This is a genomic window from Methylomonas sp. EFPC1, from assembly GCF_016925515.1.
GTDB lineage: Bacteria > Pseudomonadota > Gammaproteobacteria > Methylococcales > Methylomonadaceae > Methylomonas > Methylomonas defluvii.
Window position 1 is genome coordinate 2634006 of record NZ_CP070494.1, and the last position, 16172, is coordinate 2650177.

The window sequence follows — 16172 nt, forward strand, 5'->3', positions numbered from 1 at the left end:
TGCAAGGCTATTAAGCTTGCGCACAAGCTATTTTGCTATCCTCGCAACGCTTTTGGGTTTGCCCGCAACGCACCAAGCCTTGCAGGCAAAGCAAATTGATTTGCTCGCCCGGCAAACTGCCTTACGCGCAAGGCAGTTTGGTTTGCACGCAAGAGAATTTGGCTTTCGCGACTAGCAAAATGCGATTCTCGTTTGGCTCCAAGGCTTGCGAACGGAGAGCAGCCAATCGCATTTGAACATCTTCAACGCAATGCTAACGCGATAGTTCGTGAGCTAAATCTTTGCTACTCTCAGTATCTTTGACAATTAGATTTGGATATCTGCATATGTTCAGGATTTTGTTGCTGTTGGTGTTATCAAGTTTTTCTAACGTTTCTTTGTCGGCCAGCTTTGATTGCAGTAAAGCTAAAACGAATATTGAAAAGCTCATATGCGGAACTCAGCAGCTTTCGGAGTTAGATTCAAAGCTAGAAGAAACCTATTCTAATCAGCGGAAACGATTTAAGCCGGTTGAAGAAAACAGTCAAAAACCAAGCAATGCCGACGAAGACCGTTTGGTTGCCGAACAAAAGCATTGGTTAAAACATACTCGAAATGCATGCTCGGACGAAGCCTGCTTAAAACAAGCCTACACCGACAGAATCGATGCGCTGGATCCTTTTGCCGATGGCATTATAAGCTGTGAAAACATGCGCAAATTTCCAGAAAAGATTTTTATCGAAGGCATCGATTTGGGTTCCGGGCACAACTCGCCAATTGAGGTCGATTACGGCTGCCCTGAAAGCTTGGCATCATTGCCATTTATGAAAAACCTACTCGATTTGACTGAATCGATACGCCAGGAGGCGTTTGGCCACAGACACTGTTCCGGTTCGATCATTCATGCGCATTGGCGTTACTACCATTTTGATTTGGCAAAGGCCGGCTTCGCTCCGTTGCTTTTCCTTGAGCAAGCAAAAATTGATCAAGATCCGGACGACGAGCGTTCGTTTGCCAGCCTAAGGCCCGCTATTCTCCATAAAAACCTGCTGGGTTATTTCCAGCAGTGGTCAGAAAAAAGCCTCTATAACTCTCAGATGCACAAACAGTTTTTTTCCGAATTTGACAAGGCATTACCTAAGCTAGCCACGCATTATAAAAGTTCTTTAAACATGACGGAAACGCAAGCCACAGAGGCTGCCAGGCATGCGCTTATGCGCCTTGTCGGCAGAGCCGCCGGAAGTTTTCCAAGCGAAGCCTATACCCCGGAATCCAAACTCGTTCAGCTAGTTAGGGAGTCGCAGACGACCCTTGAAGACTTGAAGACCGAACTGGCTGAAACCACCGATAATGGTCAGCCCATCCCCAAACAACAAATATACCAAGCGTTGAAAGCGGCCTTGCTGCATGATCGGCCAAAAGCTTTTATCGCGACTTTGATCGATAAACTCAGTTCCTCGGATTTGGCAGGTTTCGAGAACGGCGCGGAACCCTTGCTGTCATTATCTATTGGTAATCACGAAAGTCTGCGTTTTTTATTGGAAAAGCAAATATCGGTGAATGTGCCGAACGACTTTGGCAAGACCGCGTTGTTTTACGCCATTGGCGAAAACGATCACGAAGCGACAGAACTTCTATTAGCTCATAAGGCCGACGTAAACCATTCCTATAAATCGGCGGCAGAACTCCGAAACGGCGATGAATGCGTCTATCCCAACCTTGGTCACACCAAAAGAACCCCGTTGATGCATGCCGCGCAGCACGCCGATGTCGACATGCTGAAATTGCTAATCAAGCATGGCGCCAACTTGAACGCTGCCGATGAACGCGGTTTCAATGCTTTGGATTTTGCCGTCGTCATGGCAAAGAACAAGGAAAACGAGACATATTTAAAATCACTCGGTTTGGAGCAAAATTTACCTGCGTATACTCCAGAGGCAACTATCAATGAAGTGAAATTATCTTCGATCATTCCCGTTGACGGCTACATCAATAAATTAACCATAGCCCCATTGCGACCCGATGTTTTATTGGCTTCCGTTACTCCGTGGGACAAACTGGTTCCCGATGATGTGCATGGCGTTTATTTGTTTTCGCTTGCCGATCCAGATAAGCCGAAAGTTATTTCGCATTTTCCAGCAATCAAAGCTGACGATTTTGCTGTGAGCCCGGATGGCAAAACGGTGTATTTAATCAGCCTATGGTATGACGGAGCACCAGCCGACAAAAAATATGGTCTATTTATTGTCGATATTTCTAATGCACAACAGCCTAAACTCATCGAGAGAATCGATGGTTCGTTCATGACCCTGCATTTATCACGCGACGGAGAATATTTATTTCTCCAAGAACGTAATCGCCTTCCGGATAGTTTAGATCGCGGAACCTTAGTGTATAAAGTTGGGAAAGACGCTACGAAATTAATTTGTAGTAACCCATTTAAAACTGAAGGTGGCTCTCCAATATTCGCTTATTCATTCACTGAGTTTGACGATGCTCATCAAATCGCAATTGTTTCCAGCTCTGGGGGCTTTTATTACTATGATATTAAAGACCCCTGTAAGCCCACTACAATATTCAATAACGCTTCTTCCGAGGAATTTGGCCCTAAACTCATCGGCCTATCTGATAAAACTGTAATGAGCGGAGTTGGTGGACTTTACAAATATCGTGTTGCCGAACCACCGACTAAACTTTTCGGCTACTCATGGTCATCGGGTTCTCAACATTTCACTGCCAATGAGAGGCTAAATTTACTAACCGCAGTTTTCGACAAGAATGTTGCAGTATTTAAAAACAAACCGAACGGGCGTTTTGCACTGATTGGGCAATATCGATCAGATAAAGAAGCGCTTGGCGATGTGCATATTTCAGATGCTGGTCGGATATATATCGGCGGTAAGGGTAATTTGAAAGTCGTAAGCATACTGCCGTTGCTTTAATTCAACACAAGGAATGTCAAATATCGTGAAATTGTAGGACCTTGTTCCAAAAACCATCATTCGGAAGTGGCGTTAGTCTCTCTGAATCCATGGCCCAAAATGTTACCTATAAAATTCAAACATATGGGCTTTGCTTTATTACTACTTACGGCAGGTTAATATAGCTTTAGCAAACACCCCGTCGCTGCTTTCCAGCAAACTAAAGTGTTGTTTGGCACGGGTGATGCCGGTGTAAATTAATTCGCGGGTGAGCACCGGGCTGATGTTTTCCGGCAAGACCAAGGCCACGTGATTAAACTCAGAGCCTTGCGACTTATGCACAGTGATGGCGAAGGCGGTTTCCACATCCGGCAGGCGCATTGGCGAGATCCAGCGTATTTTCAGATTGGCCGATGGCTCGGCACTATTGTCGGCACTGGGAAATGCGACTTTAAGCTTGCCGCTACTGTCTCGCAGCGCAATCCCAATATCGCCGTTCATTAAGCCCAGGTTGTAATCGTTGCGGGTGATCATCACCGGCCGGCCTTCGTACCACAGCGCCTGCTTGGCTTTGGCGAACAACCATTCTTCAATGCGCTGATTTAGGCCTTCCACGCCCCACGGTCCTCGCCGCAATGCCGACAACACTTGAAACGCATCGAAGGCGGTCAACACTTGCATGGCCCATTCGTCGTACCGCTCCGCACTGTCCGGCCGGCCATGATTGATTTGCGCCAAATAATAGCCATAACCTCGGTGGGCTGCGTCCCCGCTATTAATCACCAGCTTTCTTAACAAACTACTGGCGGCGTCCGCAGTTGGATGTTGGCGTAAGACGATATATTCTGCACGCGGTTCGGGTAGCAAATCCGGGTACTGTGCCGTATCAGCTAAGATCGCCTGAGCCTGCAAGGCATCGCCCTGATTCACAGCTTTAGCCAATTGGCCGATGCCGCTGTGGGCATCGAAACGATGACTGTGCCGCAACATAACAGTTTGTTGATTGATGGCAGAGCCGGGCACTACGGCGGGTTTGGGCTGTTCGCCGGCATAGCGGCTTATCCACGCCAGCGTTTCCTGATCATAGGCCGCGTGTTCGGCGCCACGACATAAATCCCCCATCACCGAACCGGCTTCGACGGATGCCAATTGGTCCTTGTCGCCCAATAAGATCAATTGAGTGTTTGCCGGCAAGGCCTCCAACAGCGACGCCATCATTTCCAGATCGATCATCGACGCCTCATCGACGATCACGATGTCGGCGACGATAGGATTATGGCGATTATGCAAAAAGCGCCGCGAATCATGCCGGCTGCCCAGCAAACGGTGCAAAGTACTGGCTTTTCTAGGGATACATTGTTTGATACTTTCGTCGATAGTCAAGCTGTCGAGCGCTTTGGCAATCGACTCGCTGACTCTGGCCGCCGCTTTACCCGTGGGTGCCGCCAGTAAAATATTTAGCGGCTTGGAGTGTTCGCTATTTTGTTGCGCCAGTTCAATCAATAGCGCCAACAGTTTGGTCAGGGTAGTGGTCTTGCCGGTACCCGGCCCGCCGGTGATGATGGCGAATCGCGCCCGCAACGCCAGGACACAAGCGACTTTTTGCCAATCCGGGCTTTCCGGGCTGGTGGGAAACAGGCTTTGCAAGCGTTCCGATAATGAGTCTGGCAGGCTATTCCGCGCCGGTTGCAGTCGTTGCTTAATACAGGCTTGCGTGATCTGTTCATAGCGCCAATAACGCCGCAAATACAGTCGGTTACCGGCTAAAACCAGCGGCGTATCGCCTTCTCCTGATGACACAAGTCTTGATTGCGATAGAGCCGCTTGCCACAGCTCAAGACTGTAAACTTTTAAGCGCGCCAATTCGGCCGCCGCGGCATCCTGCTCGACCGTCCAAGCATCATCGGTCGGAATGGCCAGCGTCATCCCCGGCTGCTCACAGAGTTTTTCCAAGTCCAAATAAACTTCGCCTCTATCCAGCTGATGACTAACCAAAGCCCCCGCCCACAGCACCGCGTCGGTCGCGTTTGGTTCAAGATCCAACAAAAAGCCCACGAAGGCGCGATTCAAATGACTCAACCAGCCTTTTGCTACCCAGTGCTGCATGCTGTCGATTGCCGCCGCTTGCCGAATCATGACGATGCTCCAAACAAGGCATCCAAGCGCTCGATCAATGCCCTGGCTGGCTTATCGAATACGCATCCCGCCGTTGGCCCTAGCGCGCCTCTTAAAAACAAATACAGGCCCCCGCCGATGTGCGTTTCGTAATCGTAAGCAGCAGCCAACCTGACTTTCAGCAAACGATGCAAGGCCAATAAATACAAGCAGGCTTGCAAATCGTAACGCTTAGCCAACATGGCCGCAGTCAAGGCCTCCTGCGTATACGCCGCCTCATCGGCACCCAAACTGTTGAATTTATAATCGACCACGTAGTACTGCTGATCGTGCACGAACACCAAGTCGATAAAACCTTTTAACAGTCCGTTTACTTGGCCGGGTAACAAACTTGGACGCACTTGTCCGCCGAAGGTGTGGCGGCAGACCAAGCGGTCTAGTTCCTCAGTGTCCACGGTATCGGCGCCCAGCAGAAACTCCAGCTCGGCTTGATAGGCATTGGTTTCGAGCGCAGCCAAACTAAGCTTGGCGTCCTGCAGCAAGGGCATGTTCAACCAGTGCGCCAAGGCCGAAGCGATGACGGCATGTTTGTTCTCCCATTCGCCGCCGATAAATCGCTTTTGAATCAATTCTTGTCTTAAGGCTGGATTTGCCGAAACGTTGGAAAACCCCCATTGCGCGCACTCCTCCAGCAGATCATGAATCAACACGCCGGGACCGGCGCCTCTGGGCAAAGCGTGGACACCGGACAAGGGTTTACTAAGCGCCGCAGCGATTTCGGCTTCGTCGTTTTGCTTATCGTCATGGGCAGTTTCAAACTCCGGCAATGGCTGAGACGAATCTTCCCCAGGCGTCAGGCGGTCCTCGACGTGCAAGGCGCTATAACTGGCTATCCACCAATTACTGGATACTTTGCTAAGCGGCACGCGTGCTTCGTCCCTACTCTCGTCAGCCAAAACCGGGCTGTAGCGCGCGTCGTCAATTTCCGGTAGAGGCGTTATCGAAATCGCTGCGCAGCTGCCTTTCAGTTCACGCAGTTTCTCGGCCAAGGCGCTATTGGGCATTTTGGCCTGCCAATTGAGTAAGGCGCCCATCGCCGATTTTTCCAACTGGCAATCCTTGGTACTGCCGGATTTGACCGGCGCAATGCCCAGCCAACAAGCATGGCGGGCTCGGGTCATTGCCACATACAGCAAGCGCAAATCTTCCTGTAATCTTTCTTCCTCGCTGATGGCTTTGATGCGCTCTTGTTTATGCAAGTCGATTTGCAAATCCTGGTTCTCATCGTGATAACGGTAGTAGGCATTGAATCGACCGCCGACTTCCCTGAAACTGCAAATAAACGGCAAAAATACCAGCGGGTATTCCAGGCCTTTGGATTTATGAATCGTGACAACTTTAATCAGATTGGCATCGCTTTCCAGCCTGATGATGCCATCATCGCCGGCTTGGCTGCCGCCTGCCTCGATAGCCTCGGCCAGATGCCTGATCAAAGCTTGCTCGCCTTCCAGTTGCATGCTGGCTTGTTGCAACAACTCCGCGAGATGCAGCAGATTGGTAATGGACCGTTCACCTTCGCTGTCGTCAGCCAGACGCGCGTGTAAGCCGTAATCGTTAATCAATTGCCGCAAAGCCGGCAGAATGCCGTCCTGTTGCCAGCGTTGTTGATACGTCAGAAAGCGTTCCAGATGCAGTTCCCAGCCGGGTTCGTCCAAGGCCAGTTCGCGCAACGCCTGGTAAGACCAGCCTAAGGTCGCGCAGCTTAAGGCCGCACGCACTTTGCGCTCATTACGCGGCTCAGCCAGGGCATTTAACCAAAGCAACATGTCGACCGCTTCTCCGCTGGCGAAGATGGAATCGCGCTCGGACAGATAGACACTGCGCAAGCGTCGGCGCGCCAAGGCGTTGCGGATCGCCACCGCTTCGGTGCCGCTGCGAACAAGGATGGCGATGTCCCCAGGCTGCAAAGCCTGCATGCCGGATGTCGAGCTAAAGCCGGCTTGCCCCGCGTCAGCTGAGTTCAGTAATTTGACAATCTGGCTGGCCGTCACCTCTGCCAGTGTTTCCCGATAAGCCGGCATGCCGACCGCATCCTCACTATCCCAATGCCACAGGGTCAGCGCCGGAGCAGCTTGATTATCGATAATCCAGGTTTCATTGCGGCCTTGGGCCTTAACCGGCAGAAAAGGTAACGGATTATCTTGTGCTGTTTTAAAGCGAAACGCACCCCGCTCTTGCTGATCGGCTTGGAAAAAAAACTGATTGACCGCATCGACTAAAGCCTGGGTCGAGCGGTAATTGGTGCCCAGGGTGTAATGCCGACCTTGGGTGTCGCTATGCGCTTTAAGATAGGTATAAATATCAGCGCCGCGGAACGAGTAAATAGCCTGTTTCGGATCGCCTATCATCAAACACGCATAATCAGCGCCGGCCGGCGTGGCGTAAAGCGTCGAAAAAATCCGGTATTGCAGCGGGTCGGTATCCTGAAACTCGTCGATCAAAGCAATCGGATACTGTTCGCGAATCACCTGCGCCAGCCTGTCGCCATTGCGGCCTTGCAGCGCGTTATCCAGACGTATCAGCATGTCGTCGAAAGTCATCCTGGCGATGCGTTGCTTTTCAAAATCGTAACGCTGCCTAATCCAATGCACGGCGTGCTTGATCAGCTCGACTTTTAAACTAGGCAGCGCCGCCAGTTGCGCCGGTAATCTGCCTATCGCGGCAAAACCTGGATGGTCCGGCGGGGTTTGTCCGGGGTTGGCTAATTGTGCCATGCCGGCCGGCGACAGGTTCTCAAAGCCCTTGCCGATGTCCAGCGTATCCTGCAAAGGGTCCAGACTCCATGCCTCGATTTTGTCCAGCCAGTTGCGGCGATTAGTGGCGTTGTAATTTTTTGCCGGCAGCACTTTGCTTTCTATAGCCGCCTCCAATAGGTCGCGCACTTCCGGCAGCCAGCTGAGCCAAGGCGCCTTTAAAGCCTGTAGCTCAGTCTGCCTAATGGACGCCACCGCAGCCATCAAGTCCTTGATGGGCTGACCGTCGGCCACGCTAAACGCTATCGGCTCGGCGTTACCCAGCAGCGAACGCACCGCCAGTAATAATTCGTCCGGGTGCTTGAACAGCGCATACAGGCTTGGAAAATCGGCAGCTTTGGACATGTCGTAATAGAAACTACGCCAATAGTCCCTTACCACCTCTTTCAACAATTCAGTATCGTCGGTGTTGACCTCCTGCCGAAACAAGCTGCCGCTGTCGAACGCATGCTGTTGCAACATGCGGTTACACCAACTGTGAATGGTATAAACCGCCGCCTCGTCCATCCAGTTGGCCGCCAATTCCAACCGGCGGGCGCAGGCCGGCCAGTCTAATTCGGGATAAGCGGCACGGATGTGTTGCAAGAATGCATCCGTCGTCGAAAGTTGCTGGCGAAAGAAACGCGCAGCGTGACTCAAACGCTCGCGTATCCGTTCCCGCAGTTCCTTGGTAGCGGCCTCGGTGAAAGTCACCACCAGAATATCCGGCGGCAACAGATATTGGCTTGGTTCTGCACTATCAGGATGGTGCCCCAGAATTAACCGCACATATAAGGCGGCGATGGTGTAAGTCTTACCAGTGCCGGCGCTGGCTTCGATCAGCCGGGTACCCGATAACGGAAATTCGATGGGGTTGAGCGGGATGGCGTTGGTCATTCCGACGCCTCCCCTGCCTCAGGTAATTCCCGGATATGCGTAAACATGGGCCGATACAAACTATCCGCCCAATATTCAAAATCCTTATTAGCGTCAAACGCAGTCAAGCTGGCAAAGTTGGGAAAGAAGCGGGCAAGATAGGCGTCGTAATGGACTTCGCCGGCATTCCATTCGTCGCCCTCATATCTGGCTTGGGCTTTTTCCGACGCGCTTTCCGAAGGGGCGGCAAGCCAGCAAAATGCCGATCGGCAAGCCACCGGCAGCGGCGCTTGCATGCCGTCGTGATAAGCGGCAACCAGGTCTTGCAGCTGCTGGTAGGCGTCATTTTGCTCGATAACGGGCATTTCAAGCACCGTGTCGGCACCGATCACCAAGGTGTTTACTGGCAAACCATCGGCACAAGCCGCCAAATGCTGTAGCCACTGCAATAATACATTCGGATATTTGATGGATTTATCCTTATTCAGCAGAGTTTGCGCCGTCAAATGTAACAGACCGGCTTGCTCGCTGTGCCGGCGCAGTTGACTGAGATCGCCGGTCAGTTGCACCGTCACGCCGCCGGCCAATGCAAACGGCGCTAGCTGCAACACATGCGGTTCTAAAACCTCTGACCATGCCGAAGCCAACTCACGATAACGCTCCCAAGCCGCTTTGACCGGCTCGACCAGCGCTGCGAAACTTATTTGGGCAAAACCACCCAAAGGCAGTTGTCCTTTCTGCATCATCACGGCCTGCTGCCGAGACAGAAATTCTTCCGTCTCATGCGGCTGCTCGGCGGTTAAGCCTTGCAGCAGTTCATCGCTGAATAAATAGGCTTGCAGACTATCGATTCCAAACGGTTCGCAATCTTCACTGGTGACCGTTTGGCCATCGAAGCCAAACTTCAGGGTTTGATTGCAAAAGCTTTTGACCGGCGCGCGCAAAAATCGCGCAAGCGATTCCAAGGTCAATAAATAGGTTTTATCGTCCGGGCCAGAGGCGATCAGACCGCTAAGCGGCTGAGCCACTGCGGGTGCAAACCATTCCCGGGCATAGGTAAAAAGATTCGGATCACGATTTTTGCGGACATACGCTTCGCTAAACGGTTGCAAGGGGTGCGCTACGGTAATGCTTGGCAACAAGGTGGGCTGGTCGGCAAGCGTCCAGCCCTGCGCCAGCACATCGCGCAATTGACTGATTAAAACCGAAGGCGGCCGCTCGCTATTATCACGGATACTGCGCCCTACCCAGCTTATATATAGCTGTTCGCGCGCCGACAGCAACGCTTCCAGGAACAAGTATTGATCGTCTTGCCGGCGCGAGCGGTCGCCGGGCCGATATTGACCGCGCTGACTCATCAAATCAAAACTATGCGCTTGTTGATTGCGCGGATAGTCGCCGTCGTTCATGCCCAACAGGCAAATCAACCGGAAGGGGATGGCGCGCATCGGCATCAAGGTACAGAAATTAACTCGGCCGCTGAGAAAGCGTTGATGTAAGGAGGGTTCGTCGACGCCAGCTAGCCAAGCCTCGCGCACCACAGCGATGGGCAATAAATCTGTCTGGCTTAAACCGGCTTGTTCGCAGTACCCGGACCAGCTAGCCAACGAACTTGTCAGGTTTTCCAAGGTCTTTCGCTCGCGCTCGTCGCTTACTTGAAAAAAATCGTCCAGCAATTCGGACAATAGTTGCAACCAGTCGCCAGGTGCATATTCCTGTCGCAACAGCTCTGCGTATTTTTCCAGGGTTTCTAAGAGAAACGCCAAACCACCCAGCCATTGCGCATCCAGGCCGCCGATTTCTTCATACGGCTGAATCTCATCAAAAGCCGCGCCGGCACCGACCGCGTACCCCAGCAACATACGCCGCAGCCCAAACTGCCAGGTATTGGCCTGCAAGTTTGCGGGCATATTGACTCGTTCCGCGCGTTGCCGAGCATTCAAGCCCCAGCGTATCCCGGATTCTTCTATCCATTGATGCAGCTTGGGGATCGCGGTTTCGTCAATCGCAAACCGTGCCCGCAAGGCCGGCACTTCGAGCAAGCCCAGAAATTCGCTGACCGCAAACCGCGACTCCGGTAAATTCAACAAGGCTTCCACGGCAAGCAGCAGCGGGTTTTGCCCACGCTGTTGCTGATCAGCCAGACTGTAGGGAATATAACGTGGATCGTCGCTTTGAATTTGCCCGAACACCGCATGGATATGCGGCGCATAGGTATTGATGTCCGGCACCATCACAATGATGTTTCGCGGAGATAAAGGCTTAACGCTTTGTTTTGCGCTATCGAAACGCGCCAACAATTGGTCGTGCAGAATTTCGACTTCGCGCTGCGGACTGTGAGCGATATGAAATTGGATAGAGGTATCGACGCTGGCCAGAGATACCGGTTGCTCGGGCAAGGGGTCCAAGTCCAAGATAGACTGCTGCAGATGTTGCAGCAAGCTACGCTGACCCGCTTCTCCGTAATCTTTGAACATATCGATTTTGCTGTCCGGCCAATGCCAGTTGGCATAGGCTTGGGTTTCATCGAAATGATCCAGCAAACGAATATAATCGCGGCCCTGTTTACCCCAGGCCGCCAATAAAGGTGGTGCCTGCAAATGCAACTCCGCATCGCTTAATGCCGCGCTCATACCCGATTTATACGTCTGCCGGCGGCGTTCGGCCTTTAGCAGTTCTTTGTCTTCGATGATGTCGGCCCAATAATGCTGACAAGGGTTATGCACGAACAACACAATCTGACAAAACCGGCCCAATTTGGCCAGCACTTCCAGCGACTGCTGCGGCAGGGAAGACAGACCGAACAACACAACGCGGCGCGGCATATTGGCGGGGCGAGCTGTTAACGCATCAATCTTGGCCATGAACTGCGCATGTACTGCTGCCCTACTGGCAAACGGCGAGGACTCCTCGCCCAAATCTTCGAGCACCGTGCGCCACAACGCGGCTTGCCAAAGTTGCGAACTCGGCAGCGGTTTGCTTTCGCCATGCCCGTTGCGCAACACATCCTGTCCTGCCGCCCAATCCGACACCCAATCGGAGCGATACACTTGGTATTGATCGAACAGATCCGCTAGTTGTTCGGCAAGTTGGTGGCGTTTGCGGCAATGGCTGTCCTCGGTTAAAAAACTCGCCAAAGTTTCAAAACCGGGTTGTTTCAACAAGCCTGGCAATAATCGGTATAAGCGCCAGATCAACGGGTCCTTAGCTAACAATTGCTCGGTGGGAATCTGCTCGCCTAATACCGCCCGGTAAATGCTCCAGATAAACAATGACGGCAACTGCATCTTCAGCGCGGCGGCAATGCCCAACGCGGAGTTTTGCGCCAAACTTTGCTTTAACCAATGCCCCATGCCGTTGCTCTGCACCAGAAAAATCTCGTTTTCCAAGGGCTGCAACGGATGCTGTCTGAGCCAGTACTCAACCACATCGCGTAGTTCTTCCAGTTGATTGGAGTGAATCACGGCAATGCCGTTGTCGAGGGAGTGGGTGTGACCTGCTGCGGGCATGTAGGCTGAAATAATTTATAGGGGCGCTGCGCCTATTATCGCTGCTTTTGACTGGAGCATCGAGACCTTGCGAATTAGCCGCAATACAGTCTTAGCTATTCGTCTACCTTTGTATTCCCTGTGGCGGAAATAGAAGCTCGATTGTGAAAGCTAGTGCTTAATCGCGCTAATACGCGATAGCTTAAATCCTTTTATATTCAATGCCTTGAGCTTAATTTTTATATCGCTTATTTATGGAATTAAGCACTAGAACAACTCAATCTCGGTGGCATGCTGGGTGGATTTAGGATTTTCGCCTTGCGGCTGTTTTTCCGTTTCCGACAGCAATAATTTTAAGGCGGCAATGCGCTGTTTGAAGCGCGCTAAACCGTCGCGCTCTTCCCGGTCGTGATGCAATCTTAAAAGCGCGTGCAAATAATGGCCGACATTTTTGGTATCCACGGCTATCTTAGCCATCATCTGCGTGACGATGTCTTCAAATTGCATAGCCATCACCCCTTCCTGAGCCAGCCGCTGTATTTCATTGCTTGCCACAGTGATGTTAGTTGAATGCCCATTCGCCTGGGATGTCATCTGAATCAATTCCTGACCCAGGCTGCCTAGGCTTTCGCGTGAGCGTTCCGCCAGGCTTAGATCAGTCTGCGCTGCTTGCGATACCTGCCGATCCACTTCTTGCAAGGACTGGATGATATCATCGAGAGTGGCGCGGATTTCATCGCTGAATTGCCGGGTCTGAGCAGCTAGTGCTTAGTTGCGTTATTAAGCGCTAATAATGTAATCTTGTAGGGATGTCACGAGTAGCCCCAAAAATTGAGTGTTCCGCGGAAGTACGGGCAGAGTTAGAGCGGCGCGCAGCGAGCCGAACGGAAGAAGCTCGAATGGTCGAGCGAGCCCGAATGATTCTGGGCTGTCTGGATGGCGCGCAAGTCCAAGCGGTTGCCGCGCAATGCCGAACGCGAGCCAATACAGTCATCAAGTGGCGAAACCGCTTTATGGCTCAGGGGCTTTTGGGGCTGTCAGACGAACCTCGGCCGGGCGCACCGAAGACGTATGATGAGCATTTTCGACAGCGTGTCTTGGCAATCCTTGAACTGCCACCGCCAAAGGGACAAGCCGTCTGGGATGGTCCCGCTGTAGCTAGGGCCCTGGATAGTTCGGTTTACGCGGTTTGGCGCGTGCTCCGTAAGGAAGGGATTTGTCTGCAACGACAGCGATCCTGGTGCGTCAGTACCGACAAAGAATTTGCGGTAAAGGCGGCGGACATTGTTGGCTTGTATTTGAGTCCGCCCGAGAATGCCTTAGTCATCAGTGTCGACGAAAAACCCAGTATCCAAGCGCTGGAACGAATGACCGGGTACGTTGAAACCGACAGTGGCAAGATCGCGCGCGGATTCCAGAGCACCTATAAGCGTCATGGGACACTGAATTTGTTTGCAGCTCTGCAGGTCGCAACCGGTAACATCATCGCCCAGATAACCGAAACGAAGCGGCGTGAAGATTTTCTCGGGTTCATGGACACGATTGTTGCCGAGACGCCGGCTGGCCAAGAGTTGCATGTGATTCTGGACAATTACTGTACCCACAAAAAATGCGACGCCTGGCTGGCTCAGCATCCGAATGTCCATTTCCACTTTACGCCCACCTCAGCCAGTTGGCTGAATCAGGTGGAAATCTGGTTTGGCATCCTGTCGCGCAAAGCTTTACGCGGCGCCAGTTTCCAAAACATCGCAGCCCTGCGGCAAGCGATTGAAGACTTTATTGCCGCTTACAATCCAACGGCTACACCTTTTCGATGGCGGAAACGCGAGGTCCGCGGTGCGCAATTACGAAATACTATCGCTAACTTACGGAATTAAGCACTAGCTTTCTAACTTCATCGGCAACAATACCAAAACCGCGGCCGGCGTGACTGGCCCGCGCCGCTTCAATTGCCGCATTCAAGGCCAGTGTGTCGGTTTGCCTGGTCAGTTTGGTTACCCCGTCAAGCGAATCTTCGATGCGTAAAAACTTGCTCTGCATCTGATTAAAACTGACGGCTATGCCCACGCTGGAGTCATTGACTTCCTGGATTTTTTTAACGAATTCATCAATCAGCGCATGCGTTTCATCGAAAAACTTATGTAAACCGGCCTGCTGCCGTTGTTGCTCGTCATCGGCGCCGGCCATTTGCAATATTTCATCCACTAGGGCGGTCAAAACCTTGCGTTGGTTGGTCGATTGCTGTTCCAGACCTGTCAAACTATTGGATAGTTTATGCGCGGAGCTTTGGATGGTATCGCGAGCCAAAGCCAGGTCTTGTTCCAAAATGCTGAAGCGATGTTCTGCGTAGTCCATGGCGCGATCAGACAAAAACTGGTACTCCGTCATCACCGACTCAAGTTCGTCTAACCGCTTCTGTTGGCGGTCTTGCCAATGTTTACGGCCGCGATAGGAAAAAGCTAAAGCGCCCATCAATAAAGCTACTGATAGCAAAGTAAAGTCAACCGGCGTTTGCAACGCTTGCCGACTCCAAATCCAGCAAACACTGTTTATGACAACAGCCAGACACAGCAAAACAGTATCTATGCGTTTCATATCGGCATGACAAGATGTTGGATCGGACCAGACGAGGTATCGGCAACCACCCGATTGCGGCCTTGATGCTTGGCAAGGTATAGCGCCTTGTCGACGCGATCAAGGAATTGGCTTTCGTGCTCGGTAATGGAAAACTGTCCGACGCCTATGCTGATAGTGACTTGTATCTGCTCGACGAAGGAATGGTCTTCTATCGTGGTACGCAAGCGATTTGCAAACTCGACGGCATCCTGAAGAAGTGTATGCGGCAGCAAAATCGCAAATTCTTCCCCGCCCCAACGAATGGCATCGTCGCTGCATCTGACCACGTTCATCAGTTTCAAACTGATGGCTTTCAAGATTTCGTCGCCAATCAAGTGGCCGTGTGTATCGTTAATGTGTTTGAAGAAATCGATGTCCAATAGCAACAGCGAAAACGCCGGGGCATCGTAACGCCGCATGCGGCCGATTTCATCGGCCAGCCTTTTATCCAGCATCCGTCTATTGCCAAGTCCGGTAAGGGGATCGGTCAACGAGGATTTTTCAAAGCCCTTGGCCTTGGCGTCCAGAATAGCCACCAGCTCTTTGAGTTCACCGGCATGATGTTTGATTAAATCAATCCAGGTGCCATAGGCAAATCCCACCAGTTCACTCTGCGTAACGACACCTACCAACTGGTTTTCCAGATTCACCACGATGGAGCGTTTGATGTGACAGGTTTTTAACTGCGCGAGCGCGTCTTGAATGGTTGAACTGACCTGGGTGGTAATGACCGGACTCGTCATATACTCCCGGAGCGGTCTGTCGGTGGTATCCGCGGCGGAAATTAGTTTAAAAATATCCTTGGTGGTAATGATGCCTATCGGTATTTTGGCTTCGACCACAATGATGGAATCCTCCATTTTTTGCAGATGGTTCAGCACATCATCCAAAATCCAGTCCGCAGTAAAGGTGACAGGCTCTATTCTGGTCACCAACTCGCCGATGGTTTTCTTTTGCACCAGAACGGTAGGATCGACCGCCGATAAAATGTCGGTATCGGTCAATATCCCAACCAGACTCCCAGCGGAATCGACGACACCTAAATACCGGTCGCCATTGTTTTCGAGGATTTCGAATGCGGTCAGAACCCGTTCATTTTCGAAAACGCAGGTAATCTTGCGTAATGTCAATTCAGCCAAGGTGGCATCACTGCTGCCGCCCGCGTGCAGATGCCGCAGCAAGTCTTCAACGGAAAATACAAAATATTCGTCGCCGATCTCCAGCACCACGCTGCTGACGTTATGCTGGTCTATCAACTGCGAGACCGAACGAATAGTCATATTTAACGTCGCGCGCAAAAGTTGTTTTTGCGCAATCGACCCAACCGTTGGAAAAATTGTAAATTCAGTCACGAGCGTCTCAAATTTGGCTATGCCTTGCGGTTA

Annotated in this window: 8 protein-coding genes; 2 read left to right on the forward strand and 6 right to left on the reverse strand. The window is 51.7% G+C overall.

Going from position 1 to position 16172, the window contains the following annotated elements; translation table 11 throughout:
• Positions 1-326 precede the first annotated feature (326 nt).
• Positions 327-2921 carry an ankyrin repeat domain-containing protein gene (locus tag JWZ98_RS12310; RefSeq protein ID WP_205450274.1) on the forward strand — a complete coding sequence of 865 codons (2595 nt, stop codon included), beginning with the start codon at positions 327-329 and terminating at the stop codon, positions 2919-2921.
• Between the two features lie 141 nt (positions 2922-3062).
• Here the strand turns inward: JWZ98_RS12310 and recD are convergent, their stop codons facing one another.
• The 4 genes from recD to JWZ98_RS12330 all read right to left on the reverse strand — a co-directional run bounded on the left by recD (position 3063) and on the right by JWZ98_RS12330 (position 12726).
• Positions 3063-5036 carry an exodeoxyribonuclease V subunit alpha gene (gene recD / locus JWZ98_RS12315; protein WP_205450275.1) on the reverse strand — a complete coding sequence of 658 codons (1974 nt, stop codon included), beginning with the start codon at positions 5034-5036 and terminating at the stop codon, positions 3063-3065.
• Complete coding sequence (gene recB / locus JWZ98_RS12320; RefSeq protein ID WP_205450276.1) at positions 5033-8704, reverse strand: exodeoxyribonuclease V subunit beta; 3672 nt, start codon at positions 8702-8704, stop codon at positions 5033-5035. Before recB ends, recD begins: the two co-directional genes overlap by 4 nt.
• Positions 8701-12192 (reverse strand): exodeoxyribonuclease V subunit gamma, encoded by a 3492-nt coding sequence (recC, locus tag JWZ98_RS12325; RefSeq protein ID WP_205450277.1) that lies wholly within the window; start codon positions 12190-12192, stop codon positions 8701-8703. Before recC ends, recB begins: the two co-directional genes overlap by 4 nt.
• Before the next feature lie 246 nt (positions 12193-12438).
• On the reverse strand, positions 12439-12726 hold the full coding sequence (locus JWZ98_RS12330; RefSeq protein ID WP_205450278.1) for a hypothetical protein: 288 nt from the start codon (positions 12724-12726) through the stop codon (positions 12439-12441).
• Positions 12727-12980: 254 nt separating this feature from the next.
• On the opposite strand from JWZ98_RS12330, the gene JWZ98_RS12335 reads away from it, so the two are divergent.
• Positions 12981-14048, forward strand: a complete 1068-nt coding sequence (locus JWZ98_RS12335) for an IS630 family transposase (protein WP_205450279.1) — start codon at positions 12981-12983, stop codon at positions 14046-14048.
• On the opposite strand, the gene JWZ98_RS23420 is transcribed toward JWZ98_RS12335, so the two are convergent.
• A complete protein-coding gene (locus tag JWZ98_RS23420; protein ID WP_205450280.1) occupies positions 14032-14766 on the reverse strand; it encodes a methyl-accepting chemotaxis protein in 735 nt (244 codons plus the stop codon). The genes JWZ98_RS12335 and JWZ98_RS23420 overlap by 17 nt on opposite strands.
• On the reverse strand, positions 14763-16139 hold the full coding sequence (locus JWZ98_RS12345) for a diguanylate cyclase (RefSeq protein WP_205450281.1): 1377 nt from the start codon (positions 16137-16139) through the stop codon (positions 14763-14765). Before JWZ98_RS12345 ends, JWZ98_RS23420 begins: the two co-directional genes overlap by 4 nt.
• Positions 16140-16172 lie beyond the last annotated feature (33 nt).